General features: G+C 69.5%; 28 protein-coding genes. 15 read left to right on the top strand and 13 right to left on the bottom strand.

Features of this window, described 5'->3' with window-relative positions; translation table 11 throughout:
• The first annotated feature begins 34 nt into the window (after positions 1-34).
• From RS86_RS07900 to RS86_RS07890, 3 genes are all read left to right on the top strand, one after another.
• Positions 35-685 carry a response regulator gene (locus RS86_RS07900; protein ID WP_419177696.1) on the top strand — a complete coding sequence of 217 codons (651 nt, stop codon included), beginning with the start codon at positions 35-37 and terminating at the stop codon, positions 683-685.
• The gene (locus tag RS86_RS07895) at positions 682-1,797 is read left to right on the top strand and encodes a sensor histidine kinase (protein WP_045271660.1); all 1,116 of its coding nucleotides are present in this window, start codon (positions 682-684) and stop codon (positions 1,795-1,797) included. The genes RS86_RS07900 and RS86_RS07895 overlap by 4 nt, the downstream gene beginning before the upstream one ends.
• A gap of 126 nt (positions 1,798-1,923) precedes the next feature.
• The gene (locus tag RS86_RS07890; RefSeq protein ID WP_045271659.1) at positions 1,924-2,421 is read left to right on the top strand and encodes a DUF2076 family protein; all 498 of its coding nucleotides are present in this window, start codon (positions 1,924-1,926) and stop codon (positions 2,419-2,421) included.
• Positions 2,422-2,502: 81 nt separating this feature from the next.
• Here RS86_RS07890 and RS86_RS07885 read toward each other — a convergent pair whose 3' ends face one another.
• Positions 2,503-3,852 carry a hypothetical protein gene (locus RS86_RS07885; protein WP_045271658.1) on the bottom strand — a complete coding sequence of 450 codons (1,350 nt, stop codon included), beginning with the start codon at positions 3,850-3,852 and terminating at the stop codon, positions 2,503-2,505.
• 196 nt (positions 3,853-4,048) lie between these two features.
• Between RS86_RS07885 and RS86_RS07880 the strand changes: the two genes are divergently transcribed.
• Positions 4,049-5,407: an alpha/beta hydrolase gene (locus RS86_RS07880; protein WP_235281686.1), complete on the top strand. Its 1,359-nt coding sequence runs from the start codon at positions 4,049-4,051 to the stop codon at positions 5,405-5,407.
• Positions 5,408-5,456: 49 nt separating this feature from the next.
• Here RS86_RS07880 and RS86_RS07875 read toward each other — a convergent pair whose 3' ends face one another.
• A complete protein-coding gene (locus RS86_RS07875) occupies positions 5,457-5,777 on the bottom strand; it encodes an ArsR/SmtB family transcription factor (RefSeq protein ID WP_045271657.1) in 321 nt (106 codons plus the stop codon).
• Between the two features lie 83 nt (positions 5,778-5,860).
• Between RS86_RS07875 and RS86_RS07870 the strand changes: the two genes are divergently transcribed.
• Positions 5,861-7,099: an MFS transporter gene (locus tag RS86_RS07870; protein ID WP_052680152.1), complete on the top strand. Its 1,239-nt coding sequence runs from the start codon at positions 5,861-5,863 to the stop codon at positions 7,097-7,099.
• A gap of 113 nt (positions 7,100-7,212) precedes the next feature.
• On the top strand, positions 7,213-9,099 hold the full coding sequence (locus RS86_RS20790) for a ParB-like protein (protein ID WP_200892768.1): 1,887 nt from the start codon (positions 7,213-7,215) through the stop codon (positions 9,097-9,099).
• 579 nt (positions 9,100-9,678) lie between these two features.
• On the opposite strand, the gene RS86_RS07860 is transcribed toward RS86_RS20790, so the two are convergent.
• Genes RS86_RS07860 through RS86_RS07850 form a run of 3 tightly spaced genes read right to left on the bottom strand, consistent with a single transcriptional unit; the run spans position 9,679 to position 12,606 of the window.
• A complete protein-coding gene (locus tag RS86_RS07860; RefSeq protein WP_045271656.1) occupies positions 9,679-11,463 on the bottom strand; it encodes an ABC1 kinase family protein in 1,785 nt (594 codons plus the stop codon).
• A 13-nt stretch (positions 11,464-11,476) separates the two neighbouring features.
• Positions 11,477-12,007, bottom strand: a complete 531-nt coding sequence (locus RS86_RS07855) for a DUF3995 domain-containing protein (protein ID WP_052680151.1) — start codon at positions 12,005-12,007, stop codon at positions 11,477-11,479.
• Positions 12,007-12,606, bottom strand: a complete 600-nt coding sequence (locus RS86_RS07850; protein ID WP_045271655.1) for a PadR family transcriptional regulator — start codon at positions 12,604-12,606, stop codon at positions 12,007-12,009. The genes RS86_RS07855 and RS86_RS07850 overlap by 1 nt, the downstream gene beginning before the upstream one ends.
• 149 nt (positions 12,607-12,755) lie before the next feature.
• Between RS86_RS07850 and RS86_RS07845 the strand changes: the two genes are divergently transcribed.
• Entirely contained in the window at positions 12,756-13,517 is a 762-nt protein-coding gene (locus RS86_RS07845; RefSeq protein ID WP_045271713.1) for a ribonuclease H family protein, read from the top strand.
• 25 nt (positions 13,518-13,542) lie between these two features.
• Positions 13,543-13,839 carry a DUF503 domain-containing protein gene (locus RS86_RS07840; protein WP_045271654.1) on the top strand — a complete coding sequence of 99 codons (297 nt, stop codon included), beginning with the start codon at positions 13,543-13,545 and terminating at the stop codon, positions 13,837-13,839.
• Positions 13,840-13,861: 22 nt separating this feature from the next.
• Here RS86_RS07840 and panB read toward each other — a convergent pair whose 3' ends face one another.
• From panB to RS86_RS07820, 4 genes are read right to left on the bottom strand one after another with little or no spacing between them, the layout of a single operon-like run.
• Positions 13,862-14,731: a 3-methyl-2-oxobutanoate hydroxymethyltransferase gene (panB, locus tag RS86_RS07835; RefSeq protein ID WP_045271653.1), complete on the bottom strand. Its 870-nt coding sequence runs from the start codon at positions 14,729-14,731 to the stop codon at positions 13,862-13,864.
• Complete coding sequence (panD, locus tag RS86_RS07830) at positions 14,728-15,120, bottom strand: aspartate 1-decarboxylase (RefSeq protein WP_045271652.1); 393 nt, start codon at positions 15,118-15,120, stop codon at positions 14,728-14,730. Before panD ends, panB begins: the two co-directional genes overlap by 4 nt.
• Complete coding sequence (gene panC / locus RS86_RS07825; RefSeq protein WP_045271651.1) at positions 15,120-15,986, bottom strand: pantoate--beta-alanine ligase; 867 nt, start codon at positions 15,984-15,986, stop codon at positions 15,120-15,122. The genes panD and panC overlap by 1 nt, the downstream gene beginning before the upstream one ends.
• Positions 15,983-16,879 carry a Rossmann-like and DUF2520 domain-containing protein gene (locus RS86_RS07820; RefSeq protein ID WP_082076663.1) on the bottom strand — a complete coding sequence of 299 codons (897 nt, stop codon included), beginning with the start codon at positions 16,877-16,879 and terminating at the stop codon, positions 15,983-15,985. The genes panC and RS86_RS07820 overlap by 4 nt, the downstream gene beginning before the upstream one ends.
• Positions 16,880-17,332: 453 nt before the next feature.
• Here RS86_RS07820 and RS86_RS20370 point away from each other — a divergent pair, with 453 nt between their 5' ends.
• The 5 genes from RS86_RS20370 (at position 17,333) to RS86_RS07805 (ending at position 19,682) form a co-directional block, all read left to right on the top strand.
• The gene (locus RS86_RS20370) at positions 17,333-17,563 is read left to right on the top strand and encodes a FitA-like ribbon-helix-helix domain-containing protein (RefSeq protein WP_152642114.1); all 231 of its coding nucleotides are present in this window, start codon (positions 17,333-17,335) and stop codon (positions 17,561-17,563) included.
• Positions 17,560-17,952 (top strand): type II toxin-antitoxin system VapC family toxin, encoded by a 393-nt coding sequence (locus RS86_RS07815; RefSeq protein ID WP_045271650.1) that lies wholly within the window; start codon positions 17,560-17,562, stop codon positions 17,950-17,952. The genes RS86_RS20370 and RS86_RS07815 overlap by 4 nt, the downstream gene beginning before the upstream one ends.
• 40 nt (positions 17,953-17,992) lie before the next feature.
• On the top strand, positions 17,993-18,319 hold the full coding sequence (locus RS86_RS07810; RefSeq protein ID WP_052680150.1) for a hypothetical protein: 327 nt from the start codon (positions 17,993-17,995) through the stop codon (positions 18,317-18,319).
• Positions 18,312-18,479, top strand: a complete 168-nt coding sequence (locus RS86_RS20620) for a hypothetical protein (RefSeq protein ID WP_160299681.1) — start codon at positions 18,312-18,314, stop codon at positions 18,477-18,479. Before RS86_RS07810 ends, RS86_RS20620 begins: the two co-directional genes overlap by 8 nt.
• A 75-nt stretch (positions 18,480-18,554) precedes the next feature.
• The gene (locus RS86_RS07805) at positions 18,555-19,682 is read left to right on the top strand and encodes a nuclease-related domain-containing protein (RefSeq protein WP_045271649.1); all 1,128 of its coding nucleotides are present in this window, start codon (positions 18,555-18,557) and stop codon (positions 19,680-19,682) included.
• A gap of 14 nt (positions 19,683-19,696) precedes the next feature.
• On the opposite strand, the gene RS86_RS07800 is transcribed toward RS86_RS07805, so the two are convergent.
• The 4 genes from RS86_RS07800 to RS86_RS07790 all read right to left on the bottom strand — a co-directional run bounded on the left by RS86_RS07800 (position 19,697) and on the right by RS86_RS07790 (position 23,421).
• The gene (locus RS86_RS07800; protein ID WP_045271648.1) at positions 19,697-21,292 is read right to left on the bottom strand and encodes an APC family permease; all 1,596 of its coding nucleotides are present in this window, start codon (positions 21,290-21,292) and stop codon (positions 19,697-19,699) included.
• Positions 21,293-21,414: 122 nt separating this feature from the next.
• On the bottom strand, positions 21,415-22,071 hold the full coding sequence (locus tag RS86_RS07795; RefSeq protein WP_160299680.1) for a hypothetical protein: 657 nt from the start codon (positions 22,069-22,071) through the stop codon (positions 21,415-21,417).
• Positions 22,072-22,262: 191 nt separating this feature from the next.
• The gene (locus tag RS86_RS20365) at positions 22,263-22,781 is read right to left on the bottom strand and encodes a hypothetical protein (protein WP_152642113.1); all 519 of its coding nucleotides are present in this window, start codon (positions 22,779-22,781) and stop codon (positions 22,263-22,265) included.
• Between the two features lie 67 nt (positions 22,782-22,848).
• On the bottom strand, positions 22,849-23,421 hold the full coding sequence (locus RS86_RS07790; RefSeq protein ID WP_235281684.1) for a TetR/AcrR family transcriptional regulator: 573 nt from the start codon (positions 23,419-23,421) through the stop codon (positions 22,849-22,851).
• A 106-nt stretch (positions 23,422-23,527) separates the two neighbouring features.
• Here RS86_RS07790 and RS86_RS07785 point away from each other — a divergent pair, with 106 nt between their 5' ends.
• Both RS86_RS07785 and RS86_RS07780 read left to right on the top strand, forming a co-directional pair.
• Complete coding sequence (locus tag RS86_RS07785; protein ID WP_045271647.1) at positions 23,528-24,523, top strand: SDR family NAD(P)-dependent oxidoreductase; 996 nt, start codon at positions 23,528-23,530, stop codon at positions 24,521-24,523.
• A 594-nt stretch (positions 24,524-25,117) separates the two neighbouring features.
• Positions 25,118-25,426 (top strand): hypothetical protein, encoded by a 309-nt coding sequence (locus RS86_RS07780; protein WP_045271646.1) that lies wholly within the window; start codon positions 25,118-25,120, stop codon positions 25,424-25,426.
• Positions 25,427-25,480 lie beyond the last annotated feature (54 nt).

Raw genomic sequence — 25,480 nt, 5'->3', positions numbered from 1 at the left:
TCTGGAGGGAGAAGAGGAACCCATGATCCGTGTCGTGATCGTCGACGACGAGGCGCTGGTGCGCACAGGCTTCACGATGATCCTGAACGCCACCGACGACATCCGTGTCGTCGGAACCGCGTCCGGCATCGAAGCGCTCGATGTGATCAAGGCCGAGAAGCCCGACGTGCTCCTGCTCGACATCAGAATGCCCCAGATCGACGGGCTGACCCTGCTGGGCATCATCTCGACGCTGCCCGAGCGCCCCGCCGTCGCGATGCTGACGACCTTCGACGCGGACGAGTACATCATGACGGCTCTCGGCTCGGGCGCTTCCGGATTCCTCTTGAAAGACACCGAACCCGAACAGCTCGGTCAGTATGTGCGCGCCTTGGCCGCGGGCGGAGTCGTGCTGTCTCGACGGGCCTCCCGAACTCTGCTGGACACCCACCCCGGCCTGGGAGCTGCGCTCGATGAGGAGGCCGAACGGGTATCCACCCTGACCGATCGTGAACGCCAGGTTCTGACACTCGTGGCCGAGGGCCTCTCGAACGCCGATATCGGCGCACGACTGTACCTCGGTGCCGGCACGGTCAAGGACCACGTCAGCGCCATTCTCGCCAAGCTGGGCGTCACGAGCCGGGTGCAAGCCGCCCTGGCGGCGCAGCGTGCCGGCGTGCTCGACGAACGGCGCCCTGGCCGATGAACCGCCTGCTGGCGATCTGGCAGCGCATACCTCCCTGGGTGACGGACCTCCTCGCCGTCGTCATCGCTGTCGCCGATACCCTCCTCTATTACTACGACCAAGGAGCACTCAGCATCGGCGCCAGTGCTCTCGCCTGCGCCGCACTGCTGATCCGCCGCCGATGGCCGCTGATCGCATTCGCGCTGACCCTGCCCGCCGCGCTCATCGCGAACATCCTCGCCGCGCCGATCATCGCTCTGCTCGCGCTCGCGAGCCGCACCCGTCGGCGATGGCTGCTCTTCATCTGCGGAGCGCTGTTCGCTGCCGCCGAGGCCATCGGCTGGCCTCTCACCAACCTGTTCACGGCCGATCAGAACTGGACAGCCGTGACCTTCGTCTATCAACTGGCCACCGCCGCCGCTCCGATCCTGCTCGGACAACTGACGCTGGCCGCGTCCGATCTGCGGGCCAGGATCGCGGAGATCGAGGCGACGAAGCAGCATGAGCAGGATCTCTACGCACAGAGTCTCCTCACGCAGGAGCGCAATCAGCTCGCCAGGGAGATGCACGATGTGGTCTCGCACCAGGTGAGTCTGATCTCGGTTCAGGCGGGCGCGCTGCAGGTGACGGCCACCGACCCGGAGGTGAGCAGTGCGGCCCGATCCATCCGCACGATGGCCGCCACGACCCTCGACGAGCTGCGCTCCATGGTGATGCTGCTGCGGGCCGCCGGCACACGCAGCCCCGGGTTGGCCCCGCAGCCCACCATCGCCGAACTGGCCGACCTCATCACCGCGAGCGGCCTGCCCGTCACCGCGACGGGAGAGCTTCCGCACGATCTCCCGTCCGCCGCGCAGCGCGCCGTGTACCGGACGGTGCAGGAGGCGTTGACGAATGTCCGCAAGCACGCGCCCGGATCCGCGATCCGCGTGAAGCTGTGGTCGGACGACAAGTCCTGCGGCGTCATCATCAAGAACAGCCGCGCCTCCGAGCCGCCGTTGACTCTCCCGAGCGCGCAGCTGGGCCTCCTGGGCATCAGGGAGCGCGCCGAACTGCTCGGCGGAACCCTCGTCGCGGGCCCCAGCGGAGACGGGTTCGGTGTGCAACTCACCCTTCCCCGCCGCCCCGGCTGACCCACCGATCGGGAGCCCCCTTCCCGCCACACGGCGGATCTGCTTTCTCTCCGACATGAACAGCATGGGTATGTCGACACTGATCGACGTCGATGAACGATCCATCACCGTGAGAAGGGAATCCCCATGCAGACCTCCGATGCGCGCCTGATCATCGATCTGGCGGACTCCGTGCGCAACGCCGCCCCCATTCAGAAGGATGCCGAAGCCGCGCAGCTGATCTCCCAGCTGATCGGCTCCCAGCCCGATGCGCTCTACTTCCTCGTGCAGACCGTGCTGCTGCAGAAGGAAGCGCTCGCCGCCCAGCAGGCTCAGCCCGCCCCCGATGCCGGCGGCCCGTACGCGGCCTCGGCCGCGGTCGCACCTCCCGGCCCCGCCGAGACCGAAGAACGGCGCGGGCGATGGGGCGGACTGTTCGGTTCGCGTCGACAGACCGGTCCTGCAGAGGGCGGCTCCGGGGGAGGCAGCTTCCTCAAGACGGCGGCGGCAGGAGCGGCCGGTGTGGCAGGCGGCGTACTGCTCGCGCAGGGGATCTCCGGCCTCATGTCCGCGCCGCACGACCAGAATCACGCGGAAGACGACGACGACTCCGACTGGGACGACGACGGCTGGGAGTCGTTCTGATCCGGCGGTGCCCTGAGCACGATGAACGGGCCGACGCGCGCCGGGATGAAGAGGACGCCCGGCGCGCGGTGCAGCGATCGGCTACGAGCCGCCGCCGAGCCGATCGCAGGGCACCCTGACCTCCCAGCCGAGAGTCTGCTCCAGGGTGACGTCGCCCCGGCCAGGATCCTGTTCGCAGAGTTGCCGAGCGGCCGCGACCTGCGGGGTCCACGCCGGCCCCTGAGATCGCCGCGTGTCCCACGGCCCGAAATGAAGCACCATGGAGGCGACAACTCCTGCAACCGCGAGCCGGGAGAGCAGTGCCCGCCGGCGGACCGCTCCTGTCGAACCCGGTCGTCGCGCCCTCGCGACGCCGTCTGCCGCGACGACGATCGCTGAGGCGATGAGCATGGACGGAAGCACGCCGTACCGCGGAAGCCAGATCGAACGCAGTTGTTCCGTCGTATGGCGCGCGTAGTCGTAGTAGTCCTCGGGGTTGGCGTAGACGCTGCCGCAGTAGATGACGACGGCTCCTGCCAGAAGCACGGCGACGAGGATCCGATGCGACCGCGACGACGAACGCAGCAGCAGGCCGAGAAGAAGGAGGGTCGCCGCCGCGGCGCCGACCACGATGGCGAGACCGTGCCCGGCCAGCGCCGGCCCGATCGCCTGCTGCGGAAGAGCGAGGGGCAGGACCGCGTTCGCGACGAACCCCTTGACGTACGACAGAGGCTCGACGTGGCCGAAGGCCGTCTGCCTGCGCGGGCTCAGCAGCGAAGCCGCCACCTGCGCGGCGAGTCCGGTGAGCAGGCCGGCGAGGACGATGCGACGCATCGGATCGCGGACCCGCCACAGTGCGACGGGGATCAGCAGCACCGCCTGGATCTCGGTCAGCGCGGCGAACGCGACCACGACCGCCACGACGACGGCAACGCCTCGACGGCGCGGCGTGACCAGCAGCAGCCACAGGAGAGTCCACATCATCAGCGTGTGCAGGTTGGCGGTGTTGCCCAGCACCTCGCGCGCCGCCAGTGGGGCCAGGACGGTCAAGGCGGCGACGACGGCGGCATGGACCGGAAGGAGGATCTGGCGTGCGCACAGCCACACCACCGCCGTGCAGACCCCGGCGACCAGACAACTGCCCGCCGTCATGGCGACCGCCATGGACTCGACCGGCAGAGCGGCAGCGAGTCCCGCGATGAGCCGCGGGATCACATGCAGATAGCCGCCATAGGGCACGAACACCTCGTCGAACCCCGAGTCGATCGCACCCTGAAGGAAGTCCCGTCCGTCCTCGGCCCAGAGGGTGTCGCGGGCGGTCCCCGGCAGCCGCAACCAGGCGGCCGCGGCGCCCGCCACGGCGATCACGGCCGCCATCGCGATCACGATGGCACCGCGGGGCGGCACGCTGATACGGCGGCCAAGACCCTGCTCGTCACGGATCGCCGCCATTGCGGTCATCGTGCTCTCGCCGTGGCTTGTCATTGAGTTCCCGGATGCGCGTCGTGGTCGGCGTTCTGCTCTTCCATCGTTTCTGGCGCACTCGACGGCCGGATCCCCTGACCGGGGGTGGAGGCACCGCCGGTCAGGGGGAAGAAGCAGAGGGTCTCCGGATGCCTTCGGCATCCCGCCCCGCGAGGATCGGAACGTGACCGACTTCTTCTCCGCGCTCTGGCTCGGGTTCCTGCACGTCCAGATCATCGACGGCGTGGTTCCCGTGGTCGTGTACGTGATCGCCGGGGGCAGCGTCGCCGCGCTCCTCCTCTGGGGGGTGACGAAACGCTGGATCCTCACCGCAGCGTTGGCGATGACCGCCGGTGCCGTCGCCGCGGTCGCCCTCTGGCTGGTCTGCGTCCGGTGGCTCGATCTCTTCGGAGGGAGTCTGGGAACCCCCACCTACCTCTGGCTCGCCGGGGCGCTCGCCGCCGTCGCTGTCGGAGTGGCATCGCTGTTCCGCCGTGGGGCTCTCCGGCGCAGTGTCGCCGTGATCGCCGTCCTCTCCTCCGCGGCCGTCGGCACGCTCGGCATCAACGCGGGCTTCGGCCTGAATCAGAGCATCGGCGACCTGCTCAACATCGTCGTGGAGAAGCCGCTCCGGCTGCCTGCCGCTTCTGCAAGCACGCAGAACCCGGGCGCCCCCGCCCAGCCCCTCTGGGAGACCTGGGTGCCCCCTGCCGATATGCCCGCTCAGGGCCGCACGGGAACGGTGTCCATTCCGAACACCAGCAGCGGATTCAGCGCCCGCAGCGCGGGCCTCTACCTTCCTCCCGCCGCACTGACGGCGACGCCTCCCCGCCTTCCCGTCGTGCTCATGCTCATGGGGCATCCCGGCAACCCCGACCCTCTGCCCATCTCGCAGGTCCTGGACAGGTACGCAGCAGCCAACCACGGCCTCGCCCCGATCGTTCTGGTCGCGGATCAGGTAGGGGCCGAGGTGAAAGACACCGGGTGCGTGGATTCGCGCATCGGAAAGGCTCGCACCTACCTCACACAAGACGTGATCCCCTGGATGCGCACGAACCTCAACGCATCGCCCGACCCCCGCCTCTGGACCATCGCCGGATATTCCAACGGCGGTCAGTGCGCGATCTCGCTCGGGGCCGAACACCCGGAGATGTTCGGAACGGTGATCAGCGTCTCCGGAGAGGAGTTCCCCGGCGCCTCCAGCCCTGCGGACGCGCTCCAACGCCTCTTCGATGGCGATGCCAGGAAGTACGAGCAGGCGAAGCCGCTCACGCTCCTGGCACAACACAGCTACACGGGAACGACAGCCGTCTTCACCGCCGCCAAGGACGATCCGCGCTTCCTGCTCGTCGCCCAGAAGTTCGCGGCAGCAGCCCAAGCGGCCGGCATGGACGCGCAGCTTCGCGAGATCCCTCACGGCGGGCACGGTGCCGCGGCGCTCGCCGGCGGTCTCCAAGCCGCCTTCGCCGTCGCCTACCCGGCGCTGGAGCTCTCGCCACCGGGCCGAGAGGCAACATCGTCGCCATCGGCGAAAGGCCCCTGACAAGAAGGTCCGCCGCTGGGCCCGGCCGCTCCGTGACGCCGGTTCGGGATCAGACCTCCGGCGAACCCAGCACAGCCTCGAGCAGACCGGGGAACTTCGTGTCGAGGTCTTCCCGGCGCAGGGTGAGGAGGCGGCGGCGGCCGTTGGGGTCGTTGCGGATCACGCCCGCCTCGCGCAGCACCTTCATGAAGTGCGACTTGGTGGACTTCGGCAGATTCGGATCCGTCGCATGGCACGAGGCCATGTCAAGCGGACCGTCGACCAGCTGGCGCGCGATGGACAGGCGTTCCGGATCGCTCAGCGCGAAGAGCACCGCCGTGAGCTCGATCTCGGAGCGTTCCGGATGCGGGAGGTCTGCGGCGCCAGGCATGGTTCGATAATACTTGTACCTTCCGCGCAGGGCGAGTAGTCTGCACAACGTTCGAGAATTCTCGAACGGATGAGGAGCAGTCGATGACCACCCAGCCGATCGCCGTGCCGCGGATCCCTGAGTCGGGCGCTCTGCCCTTGCCGTCCGCGCGGCCCGCGCGCGCCCGCTTCGGATTCGCGCTCGCGCTCGTCGCGCAGATCCTGATGATGGCCGGAGCCAGTGCGCCGTCGCCGTTCTATCCGGTGCTCGCGCAGCACCTCGGGTTCGACGCGATCGTGATCACCGCGGTGTTCGCCGTCTACGCGGTCGCTCTGCTTCTCACCCTGCTCACGGCCGGGTCGCTCTCGGATCACATCGGGCGGCGCCCGGTGATCGCCACCGGGCTGGTGCTGCTCGCCGCCAGCATGCTGCTGTTCGGGAATGCCGGATCCGTGACGCTGCTCGTGCTCGCCCGGATCCTGCAGGGCGTCGCGAGCGGGCTGCTCATCGCGTCGCTCTCCGCGACCGTCCTCGACCTCGCGCCGCCGGCGCGCCCCGCGACGGCGGCGCTCTGGAACGCGCTGAGTCCCGGGATCGGCCTCGCCTCTGGCGCACTGATCGCAGCGCTCGCGCTGGATGCGACATCGGAGGCCCTCGGCGACGTGTTCATCCCGCTCGCCGTGGTGTACCTCGTGCTGGCCGCACTGGTGGTGCTCACGCCAGAGACCGCGCCGCGCCTGCCCGGCGCTTGGGCATCGTTGCGCTTCCGACTCTCCGTGCCGGCGGACATCCGCGCCGAGTTCTGGCGCGCAGCGCCGGCGGTCATCGCCGGCTGGGCGACCGGCGGGCTGTTCCTCTCCCTCGGTGCGACGATCGTCCACGGCGAGCTGGGCGGCACCGCGCACCTCTGGCAGGGCCTCGCCGTCGCTCTGCTGGCCGGAGTCGGCGCCGTCACCGCGTTCGCGATCCGGCGCCGCACGGCCCGCACGATCGTGATCTTCGGCACCGCCGCACTCGCCGCGGGCACCGGGCTCTCGCTGCTCGCGCTCGCGATCGGCTCGCTGCCCGCGTACCTGATCGCCGCGTCCGTCACGGGCATGGGGTTCGGCACGGCGTTCTTCGGCGTGGTCGGATCCCTCGCGCCGCGGATCCCCGCGACCCAGCGCGCGGATGCCTTCGCCGTGCTGTACGTGCTCGCGTATCTCGCCTTCGGCGTGCCCGCCGTCATCGCCGGGGTGCTGGTCGCTCCGCTGGGACTCGGGACGGTCTGCCTCGGCTACGGGGTCGTGGTCATCGTGCTTTCGCTGATCGCGCTCGTCCTCCGCGCCCGACGGCGCACCTGAGCGGCTGAGCACGTCGGGCGACCCGCCCGGCAGCCTGCGTCACCGACTGTTCATCCGTGAGCAACCCGGTGTCCGCTTGGGGTGGCCAGGGTCGAATCGGATCCCGCACGCGGATGGTCGACATCCGGATCGCGGATCCGCACCCGCCCCCGCATCCCCTGGAGACTCCCGTGCCCCTGCTCCGCTCGCGTCGCACGCTCGCCGTCGCGCTCGCCTCGTTCCTCGCCCTCGGCGGATCCGTCGTCTCGGCGCTCTCCGCCGCGGCGGCCGACAGCCCGACCGACGTCAAGGACGCCTCGTGCGTCGTCGGCGACGCACGAGCACTGTGCGCCCCCGTGGGTGATCTGCTCGATGTGCGCATCGGCGACGTGCACCCGACGCAGCCCTCGCTGGGCTACGACGAGGTCTACTACAAGCTCGGCCGCTACGACACCGAGCTGTCGAAGGACGCGGTCAACAAGAAGTTCGCGGACTGGTGCGAGGCGAACGGCCAGCAGGATGCCGCGAGCGCTCAGCCGAACGCGACCCTGCTGGATCCGTCCACCTTCACCTGCGCGGTGCCGGTCGGCAGCGAGACGGCCGACACGATCGCCCCGATGAAGACCGTGGTGATCGGCCCGCAGGGCGTGCTCTATCTCACGGACGGGCACCACACCCTCACCTCGTTCCAGGAGAACAGCGGCCCCGACGTGCACGTCCGGCTGCGCGTGCTCGGCAACCTGTCCGGCCTCTCGGACGCGGACTTCTGGGCCGCGATGCAGGCGAACAAGTGGACCTGGCTGCGCGACGTGAACGGCGATGCGATCACCCCCGCCCAGCTGCCGTCGAACGTGGGCCTGTCGAACTTCGAGGACGACCGCTTCCGCAGCATCCTCTACTTCGCGCGCGACATCGGCTACTCGGCCGACGGTGCCGTGCCGTTCCAGGAGTTCTACTGGGGCACCTGGCTGCGCACCCGCGCGGACATCCCCGTGGCGGGCTGGAACCAGGACGACTGGGCCGGATCCCTCGCGCTCGTGAAGCAGCTCAGCCATGCGCAGGTCGCGCTCGGCGCCGGCACCGTGGTCGACCCGCAGTCCGGCTACACGGCGGGCGACCTCAGCGTGCTCGGCGCGTGGAACGACGGCAAGGCCGAGTCCAAGGGCGAGTGGGCCAAGCTCGCCAAGCCCTACTCCGACGCCAAGCCGGGCAAGCTCGCGTACATGACCGAGTACCGCCTGCGGCACGTGACGCCCGCCCCGACCGCACCCGCCGCACCGGCCGCGCCCGCGGCGGTCGTCTCCGGCGCCTCGCCCGCAGGCTCCCACGTCTCCGCCACCTGGTCGGCGCCCGCCGACGGCGGCTCGGCGATCACCGGCTACACCGTGTCGCTCGGCGCAGGCCTGTCGTCCGAGGTCGACGCCCTCAGCACGTCGTCCGCCTTCGACGGCGTGACGCCCGGATCGTATTCGCTGACGGTCACCGCGCACAACGCGATCGGATCCACCGTCTCCGCCGCGACGCCCGTGACGGTCGCCGACCCCGCCGCTGTGCAGGGCTCCGTGGCGATCTCGGGCGACCTGCGCCCCGGCGGATCCGTCACCGTCACCGCGAACGGCCTCGCCGCCGACGCGGCGGGCTTCGCGGTCGTGGTGCACTCCGACCCGGTCTCCCTCGGCACCGGATCCACGGACGCGACCGGCGCGTTCGCGCTGCAGGCCGCGCTGCCCGCGTCGCTCCCCGCGGGAGCGCACACGGTCACGGTGTCCTTCAACGGCACCACGGTCGCCTCGGCCGCCCTCACCGTCGCGGCAGCGGGTGGCGACGGCGGATCCGGCACCGGCACTGGTTCCGGCACGGGTTCGGGTTCGGCCGGCTCGGGCACGGGTGGTTCCGGCTCTGGCTCGCTCGCGACGACCGGATCCGCAGCACCGATCGGCCTCGGCATCGCCGGCGCCGTCGTCATCGCGGCGGGCGTGCTGCTGCTCGCCCGCCGCAGGGCCGGTGTCGAGCAGGACTGACGCCGCAGCGCTGCACTGCGCCGACGAGGGTGCACGGCCGGGATCCGGTCGTGCACCCTCGTCGTTCCCGTCGTGGTTCCCGCCGCGGTTCCCGTCGTGGTTCCCGTGGTGGTTCCCGTGGTGGTTCCCGTCGCGGCCGGTTCGGGGCGCACTTTCCCGTTTTGGGGCGCACCGCACCCACTTCTACGGACGAGACACGCCCCAAACCGCCGGAACACGCCCCAAATCCGGACTAGACGAACCGGGAGCAGCACCCCCTCGGTCGGCGCTGCCCGGCCTATGAGCCGGGTTTTGGGGCGCACTTCCCCGTCTTGGGGCGCACTGCACCCGGTTCTACGGACGAGACGCGCCCCAAAACCACTGAACGCGCCCCAAACCCGGAGCGCACAAGCCCGGAAGGTTCAGACCAGGAACTGCCCACCTCGTGGTTCCAACCCGGCACTCAAACCCGGTTTGGGGCGCACTTCCCCGTTTTGGGGCGCCCCACACCCGGATCCACGGATGTGGCACGCCCCAAACAGCAGAACCGCGCCCCAAACCGGACCCGGCCCGCCACAAACGAGCCCGACCCCGAGAACGCTAGCGCGGCCCGCGGCGGAACAAGCCGGCGAACAGGGTGTGCAGCAACGGCAGCGCCGAGACGCTCATCAGTACCGTGCCGAGCACCGGGTTCACCGCGAGCACGAGCGCACCGCCGATGAGCAGAGCGGCGAAGAGCAGCCCAGAGACGCCGCGGCGGATCAGGCCGTCGATACGGTCAAGGCGTCGCTCGATGCGCGAGGTGTCGAACGTGACGGATCCCTCGTCGATGCGCGTGACGAGGTCGTCGATCCGCTTCGGCAGCCGCCACAGGACGCCCGCGTTCGAGACCGCCTGCTGCGCGAACTCCTGCACGAGGTTGCCGCTCTCGTCCGCAAGCAGCCGGGTGGCGTAGGGCTCGATCGACTCCCAGATGTTGAACTGCGGATCCAGCCCGCTGCACATCCCGGAGGTGAGCGAGACGGCGCGGATGAGCAGCAGCAGCCCTTCGGGCAGCTGCACCGGCAGCGAGCGCATCGTGTCGCCGAACTCGACGGCGAAGCCCTGGAACTCCCGCGGATCCACGTCGCGCAGCTCGGCGAAGCCCATCCCGCCGAAGCGCGCGAACAGCGCGGAGAGCGCCCGCTCCAGCTCGCGGTTCTCGGCGGAGGGCATGAGCACGCCGATCTCCTGCGCGGCGGCGACCATGCCCTTCCCGTCGCGGGACGCGGCCGCGATGAACAGCGTCCGCAGCCCGCGGCGGATCCCCTCCGGTACCTCCGCCATCATCCCGAAGTCGATGAACGTGAGCCGCCAGGCGGGGTGGACCTCGCCGGGAACCGAGGATGCCGAGGACGCGCCGGGCATGCCGGCGCCGCCGGCGCGGTGGGGCGTCACGAAGATGTTCCCCGGATGCGGATCCGCATGCACGAATCCGTGCGTGAAGAGCTGGTCGAACATGACCTCGGCGAACACGCGGGCGACGTCGGAGGGATCGATCCCGGCCGCACGCAGGGCGTCGATGTCGTTGATCTTGATCGCGGTGACATCGGACAGCGTGAGCACGCGACGCGTGGTGCGCTCCCACGCGACGAGAGGCGCGTCGACCCTCGGATCGTGGGCGAAGTTCTCGGCGAACCGCTCGGCGGCTGCCGCCTCGTGCAGGTAGTCGATCTCCTCGAGGCTCGTCTGCGCGAACTCCTCGACGAGAGCAGGCGCGTCCACTCGATCAGCGATGAACCGGATGCGCCGCAGCCATCCCGCGACCCGGCGGAGAGCCGCGAGATCCGTCGCCACGACCTGGTCGATCCCGGGCCGCTGCACCTTGACCACGACCTCGTCGAATCCCGCATCGGCGGCGTCCGCCTCGGACAGCCGCGCGCGATGCGCCTGCCCGAGTGAGGCCGCGGCGAGCGGGGTGTCGTCGAACGAGGCGAACGCGCGTGAGAGCGGCACCCCCAGTTCGGCCTCGGCGAGCGCGCGGATCTCGGCGATCGGCACGGGCGGGACCTCGTCCTGCAGGCCCGCGAGCTCGGTCGTGATCTCCGGCGGCAGCACGTCCAGGCGCGAGGACATGAACTGGCCGACCTTGATCATCAGGCCGCCGAGCTCGACCGCCAGCACGTGGAAGCGCTGCGCGAGCACGCGCATCCGACGTTCGCGAGAGCTTTCGGCGACGCGCGTGAAGCCGATCCGCGGCAGCACGAGCTCGAACCACCACGTCTGCATGAGCACGCGCGCGGCGAATCCCAGGATCCGCCGGTAGCGGGCGCGCAGCGGGGGGGCCTGATCTTCGGCCGCGCTCTGGCGCATCGCCGGCGACGCCGGATTCCGATCGTTGACCATGACGATGTGCCTCCTATCCCATCTTCCTGCGCCGGATCCGCCCGAGCGACCCCCACGCGACCGCCGCGCCGAGCACGAGGCACACGGGCCGGTAGACGACGCGGTCGAGCCGGCGGAACCGCGCACTCGGTTCGGGGAGTCGCAGGGCCTTCGTCGCGGCGACTCCACCGGCGAGTCCGCGAGCGATCAGCGCGCCTGCGGCCCCCGCGCGGATCAGCCTCGCGGTGGGGCCGGCACCGCCGGCCCCACCGACGACCGCGGCGCCGCCGAGGGCCAGGACCGCCACTCCTACGGTGGGACCGGCGGCCGGCACATGCTCCGATCCGACGACCGCATCAGCCAGTGCGGCCGCGTCGCGCGCCGGCCACGGGCTGCCGGCGGCCCAGACGAGATGAAGGACGCCGACCGCGGCGAGTCCTACCGCTCCTACGGCCCGCCCCGCGATTCCCGCCGCGCCGAACGCATCCTTCGTCCGTCGCGGGAGCGGCGCGGCTGACGCCGCCCCGATCCCGAGTTCTCCTCGCTCTGCGGAACCGCCCGCCATCAGTCGGCGAGGATCGCGTACAGGCGGCGACGCGCCTCATCGAGCACGTCGATCGCCTGCTGCACCTGTTCCGGAGTGCCGGTGCGCGCCACCTGCGCGGCCGCGCCCGCGAGGTCGACCCCCGCCTTCGGCAGCGCCCCGAACGATGCCGAGCCGGCGCCCGCGCGAGCGCCGGAGCCCTCCCACGGCGGCGTGCCGGCCTCATCGGCCACGGCCCGACCGGCCTCGGTGAGCGAGTAGGTCTTGCGTCCGCCCTGCTCCGCGGCCTCGATCAGCCCCTCGTCGGCGAGCAGCTGCAGCGTCGGATACACGGATCCGGCACTCGGCTTCCACGAGCCGCCGCTGCGCTCCTCGATCTCCTGGATGATCTGGTAGCCGTGCATCGGCTGCTCGGCGAGCAGGGCGAGCACCGCGGCCCGCACGTGACCGCGTGCCATGCGCGGGGCCTGCGGGCGCTGGTCGAAGGCCGAGCGCAGGTGCTCCATCGCCTCCCAGAGTCCGGCGGTCGGGTTCATCCCGGGGCGTCCGCCGAAGCCGCGTCCACCGCCGGGGCCGAACCCCGACCCGCCGAATCCACGCGGTCCGAATGTGTTGTCCATGACGACCTCCTCGATTCCTGCTCATCCCGAGCGATAGTTAACGATATGTCGCTATGTATCGGAAGGGAAGGGCGGATCCGGATCCGATCGCCGGCGGGTACGACCCCGCCACGCCCGGCCCTCGTCCCACCACGCCCTACGGTGGAAGCATGACGATCACCGCCGCGGCAGACGGTTCCGCCCTGGGCAACCCCGGACCCAACGGCTGGGCCTGGTACATCGACGACGGCAACTGGGCCGCCGGTGGATCCCCGCACGGCACGAACAACCAAGGCGAGCTGCGCGCCGTGCTCGAGCTGCTGCTCGCGACCGCGGGCGCCGCGGACGAGAAGCTCGTGATCGAGTGCGACAGCCGGTACGTGATCGACTCCGTGACGAAGTGGATGCCGGGGTGGAAGCGCAAGGGCTGGCGCAAGTCGGATGGCGGCCCTGTGCTCAACCGCGATCTGCTCGAGGGCATCGATGAGGCGCTCCGCGGACGCGACGTGTCGTTCACCTGGGTCAAGGGCCACGCCGGGCACCCCTTGAACGAGGCGGCCGACCACCGCGCGAACGCCGCCGCGACCGCGTATCAGAAGAAGCGGGATCCGGACCGGGGCCCGGGCTTCTCGGGCGGTCCGGCGGTCGCAGCCCCTTCGATGCCTGCCGTCGCCACCGCCGCCGCTCCCGAGGCCCGCGCAGCGACACCCTCGGCCGGATCCTTCGCCCTCCCGGTCGTGGCCTCCTCCGCCGCCCCCGCGCCCGCACTCTGGGCCGAGGCCTCCGACCTGCTCGACGGCCTCGATCTCCCTGCGGATGCGACCCCGACCGAGCTGCGCGTGGCGCTCAGCGCCGAAGAGCACGCGCGCCTCCGCGACCGTGCCGACGCCCAGGGCGTGACCCTGGAGGAGGCGTTGCGCCGCCTGATCTGAGCGCGTCAAGTGCCACACTGGCCGGATGTGGATCGGATGGATCGAGTTCGACATCCTGCTCGGCGACGTGCGCTCCCTGAAGGAGAAGCGCAGCGTGATCCGGCCGCTGCTGGCGGAGCTCAGCCGGCGAACCGAGGCCGCAGTCGCCGAGGTCGGCGCGCAGGATCTGCACCGCCGCACGATGCTCGGCGCGTCGGTGGTCGCCGCGCACGCCTCGCACGTCCGCGACGTGCTGGATCAGGCCGAGCGCCTGCTCGCCGAGCAGCATCCGGAGATCACTGTGCTGTCCGCCCGGAGGGGCCTGCACAGCAGCGAGGACTGAATGCTCGGTTCCCCACGGCGGCTCATCGCCTCGCGAGCAGCTCCCGCAGCCTTGCGGCTTCGTCTGCGGGCATCGAATACGCGTGCTCCGGCGCCGGATAGACGTGCTCGCGCACCTCGTCGGCGTAGGCGGTGACACCGTCGATCGCAGCGGATCGCAGGTCCGCGTAGCGCTTCACGAACTTGGCCGCGCCCCCGTCGTAGATCCCGAGCAGGTCGTGGAACACGAGCACCTGACCGTCCGTTGCGGATCCGGCGCCGATGCCGATCACCGGGATGTCGAGCAGCGGCATGAGCGCCGCGGTGACCTCACTCGGCACAGCCTCGACGACGAGCAGCGAGCATCCCGCATCCTGCAGCGCGACGGCGCTGTCGATCACGGCGAGGGCCGCGTCGGCGGTGCGGCCCTGGGAGCGGTACCCACCGAGCGACGTCGCCGTCTGCGGGGTGAGGCCGACGTGACCGACGACGGGGATGCCTGCGGATACGAGCGCCCGTGCCCGGTCGACCGAGGTGCCGCCACGCTCGATCTTGACGAGGTCGCAGCCGGTCTCCTTGATGAAGCGCTGGGCCGTGGCGAGCGCCTGCGCATCCGAGCTCTCGTATGATCCGAACGGCAGATCCGCCACCAGCAGCGGCTTCGTGAGTCCCCGGCGCACGGCCTTCGTGAGCATGATCATCTCGTCGACCGACACGGGCACCGTGCTGTCATAACCGAGCACGGTCATCGCGGCGGAATCGCCCACGAGCACCATGTCGACGCCGGCCGCCTCGACGATCTGCGCGCCGGGGTGGTCGTACGCGGTGACCATGACGATCGGCTCGCCCGCAGCCTTCTTCGCAGCGAGGTCGCCGAGCGTGAGCCGGCGAGTGGCGGCGGCGTGCGCGCTCATGCCAGGGCCTCCGTCAGCAGCACATCCACGGCGTCGTCGACCTGGATGATCGCGTTCGATCGGTCGACGTGCACCACGGTCGGTGCGTAGTCCGTGAGGTCTTCGCGCGAGTAGTCGGCGTAGGAGATCACGATCACGGTGTCGCCGGTGTGCACAAGACGGGCGGCGGCGCCGTTGACCTGGATCACGCCGGATCCGCGCTGTCCCGCGATCGCGTAGGTCTCGAAGCGGGATCCGTTGTCCACATCGACCACGTGCACCTGCTCGTGCGGGAGGATGTCTGCCGCCTCGAGCAGGTCGGGGTCGATCGTGATGGATCCGACGTAGTGCAGGTCGGATCCGGTGATCGTCGCGCGGTGGATCTTCGACTTCAGCATGGTGCGTCGCATCAGGCGTCGCCTCTCCTGTCGGCAGAACGAAGGATGTGGTTGTCGATCAGTCGTGCAGCGCCCACGCGAGCGGCGACCGCGAGCAGCCCTTCGCCGTCGAGACGGGTGACGGGCTGCAGAGTTTCGGCGTCGCGGAGCTCCAGGTACTCGGGAGTGATGCCGGCAGCGGTGAGGATGGTCCGGGCCGCGGCGGTGAGGGCGTCGGCGTCGCGCTCCCCTGTCTCAGCGAGAGTCTGTGCCGCGTCGAGTGCCCGGTTGAGCGCCGTCGCCTGCGCACGGGCGTCGGCGTCGAGGTAGACGTTGCGCGAGCTCATCGCGAGACCGTCGGCCTCGCGGACGATCGGACACGCCTCGATCCGCACGTCGAGGTTCAGGTCGCGCACGAGCCGGCGGACCACGAGAACCTGCTGCGCGTCCTTCTGCCCGAAGTACGCAACATCAGGGGCGACAATCCCGAACAGTTTCGCGACGACCGTGGCGACGCCGTCGAAGTGGTGCGCACCGCGGCTGGCGCCGTCGAGCACGTCGGTGATGCCGCCGATGTGGATCGTCGTGGCGAAGCCGTCGGGGTAGATCTCGGCCGGCTCGGGAGCGAAGAGGATGTCAACGCCGCTCTGCTCAGCGAGTTGGGCGTCGCGCAGCTCGTCGCGCGGGTAGCTGCTGAGGTCCTCGTTCGCACCGAACTGAATGGGGTTGACGAAGAGTGAGACGACGACGAGGTCGTTGTTCGCGCTGGCCTGCTTCATGAGCGACAGGTGGCCGGCATGGAAGGCGCCCATGGTCGGCACGAGGCCGATGGTCTTGCCCTGGCCCTTGGCGTCGCGGACGGCATCGCGCACCTCGGCAATCGTGCGGATGATCCTCATGCGCGGGTCCTCTCGGAATCGGTCGTCGACTCACGTTCCACGGTTCCTGAGCGCCCTTCGTCTCGTCGCTGCGCTCCTCGCTCAGGAACCGCGAAGCGAGACGAAGGACGCTCAGGAACCGCGAAGCGAGACGAAACGCCATCACCGTCAGTCGCCGCGAGCGTCCGGGTCTGCGCGATCAGCGCATCGAACAGCGGGAGCAAGTCTGGGACCGCCACATCCACGGCCGCGCGCTGCCGGGCGACGGTCCCCTCATCCCCTCGGGCGATCGGACCGGTGAGCGCCTCTGCGGCACCGACCTCGACCCAGTTCTCGACGGTCTGCCGCACGAGCGGGGCAAGGATCGCACGCGCCTCCGCCGAAGGGATCCCGGCCGATCCCGCAACCTGCTCGGCCGCGTCGAGCACGGCGAACAGCAGGTTCGAGGCGATGGACGCGGAGGCGTGGTACCCCGCACGATGCGCGTCGTCGACGCGGAACGGATGCGCCCCGATGGCGTGGGCCAGCTGCTCCGCTATTACCAGGGCTTCCGGCGTTCGTCCGTCGATCGCTGCGCCGATGCCACGGAAGACGACGGGCGACTCGGATCCGGTGAACGTCTGCAGCGGATGGATGCTGAAGTCGACATCGTCGAGCCCCGTCGCTCCGGAGACGTGGCCGATCAGGCGCGCATGCGGGCGGGCGACCTCGGCCGCTTCGTGGATCGCCGCGTCAGGAACGCACAAAACCACGAGGTCGGTGGCGGGGATCGCGTCGCCGCGTTCGAGCAGCCCTCTCACGTCGAATCCCGCTTCGACGAGCGCTCGTGCGAGCACGCTGCCGAGCCGCCCGGCACCGATGACGGCGATGCTGCCGGCCGGCACCGAAGGCACGGAAGAGGTGGATGCGTTCATTGTTGGACCCTGGGCGGGATCGGCGTCCGGGACGGGTCGAGTATCCGCCCGCGGGCCGACCCTCGCCAAATCAGAGATCAATAAGACACTGAATCTATGCCACTCCTGACGCATACTGATCTTGTTGGACGTTTATCACTTGCTGATTCGATCTGCACCAGCCGTGAGCGACTTCTCGCGGGCTCGTCCTGCACATCCCGAAACTGGTACGAGTTCTTCCCCTGGTCCGCTCCTGGCGCGAACCTCCGTTGCGGTCGCGACGCAGGCTGAGCGGATGGGGATCAGATACTTCGCCTTCGCGGTTTCGGCCAGGCAGATTGCTCAGTCACGGGAGTGTCCGCGGGACTGCGTGCCAGGCAATCTCGTCCGCGCCAGAGAGTTCGCCCAACGGGTCGCGGACGCAGGGTTCGGCATCCGCTATCAGATCGGATGACCCGCATGCATACTGTAAGCATGCCGAACGTGCTGATTCGCGACCTCGACCCGGCGGTGCACTCCGTTCTGTCAGCGCGAGCGGAAGCGCGCGGACAGTCGCTTCAGCAGTACCTGACGGCGGAGCTCACGCACCTGGCTGAGCGGCCGACGCTGGCGGAAGTGCTCACGGAGCTGGGTCAGCGCCCGCCACGACACATCCCTCGCGAAGCGATCCTCAAGGGGGTTCGAGACGGCCGGCGAGGTCGATGATCGTCGTCGACGCCTCTGCAGTCGTCGAATTGCTCGTCGATCACAGAACCGCTCCGCAGCTGCTCGACCGCCTCGTGAGCGAGACGCTCATCGCTCCCGACGTCCTGCCCGTCGAGACCGCCTCGGCGCTCCGCGGCTTGCACCTCGGGGGACATCTCGACAGTCATGACCTCGACGTCGCCTGCCACGATCTGCTCCGCCTCCCCATCGACCTTCACCCCACGCTGCCGTTGATCCCGAGAGTGCTGGCACTTCGAACCAACTTCTCCACCTATGACGCAAGTTATGTCGCGCTCGCGGAGGCGTTCCGATGCCCGCTGCTGACGCTTGACCTGCGGCTGGCGAAGGCGGCCCGACTGCATTGCGATGTGGAAGTGGTGGAGTGGTGATACCTCAGGCACCCCGCACCCGATGCGCAAGTATGGATCCATGACCACCCAGCGAACCGTCGTACTGCACGTGTCGGATCGGCCGGAGGACGTCACCCGGGCCATCGGCATGGCGGGGATCCTGCACGGGCATCGCCCTGAGACCCGGATCCGGATCATCGTGAACGGCCCGGCGATCCCCGGCGTCGCCGCCGATGCCGCTCCGCTTCCGGCGACGGACGTCGCCACGGTCGAGGCGTGCGAAGGCGGCCTGCGAAGCCATCGCATCTCCGTCGGGGCACTCCAGCCCGGCGTCATCACTGTGCCGGCCGCCGTCGTCGCGCTGAGCGACGCTCAGTTCGAGGGCGCTGCCTACGTGCGTGTCTGACGCACACCTCGACCGCGCACGCCCGCAGAGCAGCGACGGCACAAACGGCACCAGCCGCAGAACGACCCGACAGATCGGAGATCGTGTGGACGATGACGAGGTGATCAACGCCTCGCTCATGTTCGAGGACACCGACCGCGCCATCGCCGCGATGCGCTGACGATCGGAATATCGGATCCGTCCGGCGCGCAGTCGGTTGCCGAGAAAAGTCGGCCGCGCCTGATTGGCTGGACGGATGGAGACATCCACGCTCGTCCTGATCGTCACCGCCGCGGTCCTGTTCATCGCCCTCGTCGTCACCGCGTGGGTGATGAGCCGGCGCACCCGGCGCGCCAAGGAGGAGCTCGCCGCGGCACAGCAGGAGCATTCCTCGGAGGAGAGCGCCCTCACGGCTCGGCATGCCGGCGAGAAGCGGGAGCTCCAACAGCAGCACGACTCGTCGCTCGCCGAGCTGGCCGTCCGGAACGATTCACAGGCGCAGCAGCGCCTCGCGGAACACGAGACCGAGATCACCCGCCTGCAGGCCGAGCGCGATGCCGCGGTCAAGGCCGGGACCGAGTCCCAGCAGCTCGCGGGGCAGGGCATGCGGTGGGAACTCGCCTCACGCGAACTGCTCGTCGACGCGTGCACCGCTGCGGGACTCGACGCGATCATCGCGACGAACATCGTGTTCTCTCCGCACGACGACGAGGCCACCGCGCCGTACTGCGTGCAGCTCGACCACCTGGTGATCACCGAGAAGGCCGTGGTCCTCGTCGACAGCAAGAACTGGAAGGGGCTCATCTTCGACGGCAAGAAGCCTTCGTCGATGGCCGGTGCGCTGTCCATCCTGTTCGACGAGACCGCGCTGCCGACGTCGTACGCGATCTCACTGAAGCGCGACAGCGCCGGATCCGTGTCGGTGCGTTCGAAGCTCGAGCACGAGTCGCCGGCGTTCCAGGTACGGCGGCAGGCCCGGCGGTTCCACGGCCACCTCGCGGCCCGGCACGGCTCCGCCCCGTACCTGCAGACGTGCGTCTTCTACTCGCATCCGGACGCGCGGGTCTGGACGGACGGACTGGATGAGGGCGAGCGCGGCCGGGCGACCCGGATCGCCTCGGCCCGCACGATCCAGAAGGCGCTCATCGACGTGCAGACGAACGGATCCACGGCGCCGACGTCGCATCAGCTGACCCAGCTGGTCGCGACCGTCCGCGAGCTCGGCGCCGACCTGCACGGCACCGGCCGATTCGCCTCCGAGTTCGCCAGCCCGGTGCCGCTCACGTTCCGTGTACCCGCGCGCGCCGCGCGGACGACCGCTACCGCGCCGACGGCGACGCAGGACGGCCCGCGGATGGCGACCCGACGGCGCGCGGTGGCCTGACCCACCGCCGGGGCTTACAGCCCGTCGTCGAAGACCTGCTGCGCCGACGGGTCCTTGGTGGCGTCGGTCTTTGCGAGCCGCTCGCCACGGAAGAACGCCGGATCCGCCTTGGCCTGCACGAACATCAGGATCACGCCGATCCCGAGCACGGTCACGCCGATGATCCCGACCAGGCCGATCCCGGCGATGTTGCTGCCGGACCCGGCCGACGGGTCCATCGCGTCGATCGTCGTCTTCACGAACACGATGAGCAGCAGGATCCCGCCGATGCCCGGGAGCACGACCTTCGAGATGACGGATCCGAGGCCCTCGCGGAACGCGGACTTGCGGAAGTACCAGGGGCTCGCGAGGGCTGTGATGCCGTAGTAGAAGCAGACCATCATGCCGAGCGCGGTGATCGTGTCCCACAGCACGTCCTCGCTGATGAAGCGCATGACCGCGTAGAACACGGAGGCGACGATTGAGGAGAGCAGCAGCGCCACGTGCGGCGACTTGTACTTCGGGTGCACCTTCTTGATCGCCGCAGGCAGCGCGCCGTAGTGCGACATCGCGAGCAGCGTGCGCGCGGGCGAGATCGCCGTGGAGTTGATCGACGCCATGGCGCTCACCAGGATCGCGAGCGAGAGCAGGATCGCCGCCGGCCCCATGACCGGGTGGGCGAGCGCGGCGAAGACGTTCTCGATGATCTCCGGGTTGCCGAGGCCGGTCGGCCCGTCACCGAGACCCGCAAAGGCGACGGTCGCCGTCGCAGTGCCGACGTAGAGGACGACGAGGATCCCGACCAGGATCATGGCCGCCTTGCTCTCGGTCGACAGGCGGCCCTTGGACGGCTTCGTCTCCTCGCCCATGGTCAGCACGGTGTCCCAGCCCCAGTACACGAAGATCGAGACCGCGATGCCTGCAGCGAAGGCACTGAAGCTCGACACCTCGAACGGGTTGAACCAGCTCAGCTCCGGCATCTTCGCCTGCTTGTTGGCGGGGTCGCCCGCGCCCACGAACATCGCGACGACGAACCAGACCATGACGGCCATCTGGAAGATCACGGTGATGTACTGGAAGATCTTCGTCGACGTCATGCCGCGGTACGAGATGTAGGTCGCGAGCGCCATGAAGGCGAGGCAGACGAGGATGTTGATGAACTTGTTCGCCGCCAGATCGGCGATCGACGGATCCCCGACGAGGATGCTGATCGACTGGAACAGGAACTCCACCGCGATGCCGGCGAGGTTCGACAGCACGAGCACCGTCGCCGCGACGAGGCCCCATCCCGCCATCCAGCCGATCCAAGGTCCGAACGCGCGTGTCGCCCAGGTAAAGGACGTGCCGGAGTCGGGCATCGCAGAGTTGAGCGCGCGATAGCCGAGCGCGACGAGCAGCATCGGGATGAAGCCCATGAGGAAGATGGCGGGCGTCTGGTAGCCGACCTCGCTCGCTGCCGGGCCGACTGCGGCCGTCAGCGTGTAGGCGGGCGCGCACGTCGAGATGCCGATCACGAGGGCGCCGAGCACGCCGACGGTTCCCGTCGGAAGGCCCTTCTTGCTGATCCCGGTGACCGAGTCGAGGGTTCGCGTCGCCGGATCCGATGTGGCCTGGTCGTACTTCTCTGCCATGAGAGTCCTGCTTTCCTGCGTGGGTAGCGCGTGTGCGGCGGCGGGAGCGGATCGGGAGCTCGTGACCGCGTGCCGCGATGTTACGACCTTATGGGTTGGCTGAATGGTTGCGGAATCCCCTTTCAGCAGCCGGGAGCCGACGGGCGCTCATGACAGGTGCCGAGCACGAGAGCCGTATGCGCCTTGACGACACGGATCTCCTGCCCTGCGGGTGGGCCGCTCAAGGTGCCGCGGATCGGGATCCAGCCGCTGCCGAGGTCGACGTCCGCGGTGTAGGTGACAGTGACCGTGGCGGTGTACCGCCCGGGTTCCTTGTAGACGTGGCTCGTAGTCGTCGGGGTGAACTGCGCCTGGCGGTTGGCGTCCCACGCGGTGCCGGGCCCTGCGCTGTCGCGGCGTTCTCCGTCGCCGTAGTCGAAGGCGTAGTTCACGGGAGTGAAGCGGATGCTCAGGGCCCGCCCCAGGACCGTGCCCGGGATGGTCTCGGTCTTCGCACTGCTGAGGAAGTTGGCCGGTAGGCCGACGACCGCGACGTTGCCAGGCTCACCGCCGACCGTGGCGGTGGACGGGACGAATCGGGCGAGGTCGGTGATGGTGACGCTCCAGGCCGGTGTGCCGGGCGTTGTCGGCGCTGGGGTCTCGGTGGTCGGAGCGTCGACGCGAATGCCACCGAGGCAGCTCTGGTCTTCGTGGACGTCGTCGCGACACGTCTCGTAGATCGACAACGGCTTGGCCGGCTCCAGTGCGGGCGAAGCGCCCTCCGTAGCCGGACTCCCCAATAACGGTCCACCATCCGCTCCGGGAGATGGTTCCTCACCATTCGCGTTGCTGTCCTCACTACCGGTTAGCGTCACACCGCCGCCGTCAGAGCAGCCGAACATTGCGCCGATGCGGCCACATGAGGCGTCAGCATCCGTCGCGGGCACGGCGCTAACAAGTGTCATCGCAATCAACACGGCGGCTGACGCGACTAGCACTTCGCGTCCGCGGAGGCCGATTTCACGATCACCAGCGAGCTTCCCGAACGGGCGAAGTCAACTTGGAGGGGAACAGTCGTTGGCCTCTCGGTCGGCGTCACGTCGTTGCCAACATTGTCGAAGATACGAGTGCCACTTACGTCAAGACAGACGATTGCAGCTACCCGAGAAGTCTCGAGGTTGGAACTAAGTCCGTTGAACAAGGCGATGTCAGTTCTCCCTCGAATCGACAACCCGTTGGCTTCCAGATCCCGCCGACCGGCAATCTCCTCATCGAGAGCTGCGCCTGCGAGAAATGTCTCCGGCCGAGCGTTCGCATCTCCAGCGTCGGCCTGGGCGCCCGCAGTGTTGTAGTCCCGGTACACCTGCTCAGCCGCCTTGAACGCTTCCGCTTCGCTCGCGAACAGCGGGGTGGGTGTCGGTTCGGGAGTCGGGACGGGCGTGCAGGCCGAGAGCCCGATCACGCCCGCGACGACGGCCGTGGTGATGAGAGCACTGTGCCGGGGAATCATCCCGACACCGTAGCCAGATCCGCCGGAGCGCCGCAGAAGTTATCCACAGGCCCGGCGAAGGACGGACTCAGTGCACTGCGAGCCCGTGCATCACCAGATCCACGAGCGCGTTCACGCGCTCAGCGGTGAGCGGGCGGCCGAGCAGCGCCGCGTACGACGTCGCCGCAACGAACTGATCAGCCACGGCGGCAGGGTCGGCGTCCGCCCGAACCGCGCCCTCCTCCTGCGCGCGGAGGATCCGGGCGACGATCCACGACACGATCGGATCCGCGAATCGATGGTTCAGGGCTGCGCCCAACTCCGGATCCGTCGCGGTCACGGCGATAAGCGCGCGGGCGAGCTCCACGTTCTCGGAGCGGGACAGGTGCTCGCCCGCGGTGGCGAACCACGCCCGCAGGTCCGCCGCCAGATCCGACGAGAACGGCAGGGCGACATCCGCTCCCGGGAGCGAGCCCTCGAGCAGCGCCTCGCCGAGGATCGCCGCCTTCGACCCCCACCACCGGTAGATCGTCTGCTTCGAGACCCCCGCCTCGGCAGCCAGTCCCTCGATCGTCACGGCGTCGTAGCCGTCTGCGGCGAGCGCACGGCGCATCGCCGCCAGCACGGACTGGCGGGCATTCTCACTGCGCGGACGAGGCACCCTCCGAGGGTAGCGAGGTGTACGCTCATGAATAAGTGGACGCACCGTTGCGAAACTCGATCGCAGCCGAACCGACCGGATCCACGAGCGAACGAAGGAGACACCCATGGCCCTGACCGCGAATTCCTCCATCGGCGACTGGCTGGCCGATGCGACCGGCGGCGAGCTGATCACCGGACTGCTGGTGCAGTCCGGTGCGAGCGCCGACTCGCTCGCCCCTGTGCTCGGCCTGCCGCTGCAGCAGCTCGTGGTGATGAGCCAGGGCGCCATGCCGCAGTCCGTGGTCGACGACCTCGTGCGCGCGGCGAACGGCGGAGTGATCCCCGAGGATGCCGCCCCGCAGGGCTGGACCGAGCAGGTCACGCCCGGACGCTTCGCGGGAAAGACCGTGATCGTCACGGGCGCGGCATCGGGCATCGGCAAGGCCACCGCCTCGCGCATCGCCCGCGAGGGCGGTCGCGTCATCGCCTGCGACATCGCGGCGGACAAGCTCGACGCCCTCGCCGCGGAGCTCCCCGGCATCGTGACCGTCGCCGGCGACCTCACCCAGCAGGACGCGATCGACCGCGTCGTCGCCGCAGCGGGCGACCGCATCGACGCCCTCGCGAACGTCGCCGGCATCAACGACGACTTCTCCCCCGCCGGCGAGACGCCCGACGCCGTCTGGGACCGCGTGATCGCAATCAACCTCACCGCGCCGTTCAAGCTCATGCGCGCGGTGCTGCCTCTCATGGAGGCGGCGGGACGCGGATCCATCCTCAACGTCTCGAGCGAGGCCGGCCTGCGCGGCAACGCCTCCGGCAACGCCTACACGGCCAGCAAGCACGGCATCGTCGGCGTCACCAAGTCGGCAGCCTTCATGTACGGGCCGAAGGGGATCCGCGTGAACTCCGTCGCTCCCGGCGGTGTCGCGACCGGGATCCCGATGCCGCCGCACATGTCCGAGTACGGATCCGGCCGGCTCGCGCCGTTCCAGCAGGCGATCCCCACCGTGGCCACGGCCGAGCACCTCGCCGCGTCGATCACGTTCCTGCTCTCGGACGACGCCGTGAACATCAACGGCGCGATCCTCGCCTCGGACGGCGGGTGGTCGGTGCAGTAGCGAGTCGCCGCGCGCGCCTGACAGCGGGACACCTGCACGACGCGGGTACGTCTGCACGACGCGATCACCGGATCCGTCGTGCAAGCGTGCCGAGGTCGTGCAGGCGTGCCGCGCGGAGGACGCAGCCCGGGCTACTTGCGGCGCCGCACCACCAGCACGATGAACAGCGCGACGAAGACAGCGACGAGCGCTCCTGCGGTGATTCCCACGGTTCCTCCCCAGCCCGCGGCCCGGCATGGGCGGCGGGCTTGGATTGTCGCACACGGAGTTCGGCACGGGCACCGTTCGGCACGGGCACGGCGCCGGCGCCCCACGAGCGCAGCCGTCTACCCCGATCTCCACAGCCGGTCAAGCCCCTGTGCATGGCGCTGGATCGTGTCTACCGTCGTCCTCGTCACCGGGAGATGGATACGGGAGATCCCGGCGCATGCGGGGCTTCTCTGGGCTTCAAGTCCTCGCCAAGCCGCGGAACTCCCAGGGTCCGGGCCGGATCACCACCGGCCCGGATCCTCTCCCGTGGGCGCCGAGCGGATCGCCACGCAGAAGAGCAGTGTCCGCATGCAGGATCCGGTGGAAAGGCGTAGCGTCCGGAACATGGCCATCCTCTACTACGGCGGCGCCGAGCACCCGATAGAGATCGAGGACATCGCCCTCGCCCACCTGAAGATCGTGATCGCGACGAAGCTCCGACGAAACGAGAGCTTCACCCTGTCCTGGCGCCACGACGGCGACCAGCCCCGCGGGCGCTCGACGATCTGGCTGCACCCCTCCATCCCGCTGCGGTTCGAGTTCGACGATCCGACGCCGCCGGAGATCGATCCGCGGCGCATCCAGGCCTACGCGAACTCCGCCAACACCTCCGGCGGGATCCTGCTCCCCGACGAGGCCACTCTGGCACTCTGAGCGCCCCAAGGAAGCCCGCTGAGCCGTCGCACGGCGCGACCGCGATCAGGCCGC

Origin of the sequence: Microbacterium azadirachtae (assembly GCF_000956505.1) — a bacterium.
GTDB lineage: Bacteria > Actinomycetota > Actinomycetes > Actinomycetales > Microbacteriaceae > Microbacterium > Microbacterium azadirachtae_A.
This window is presented reverse-complemented; position numbering and strand designations above follow the sequence as displayed.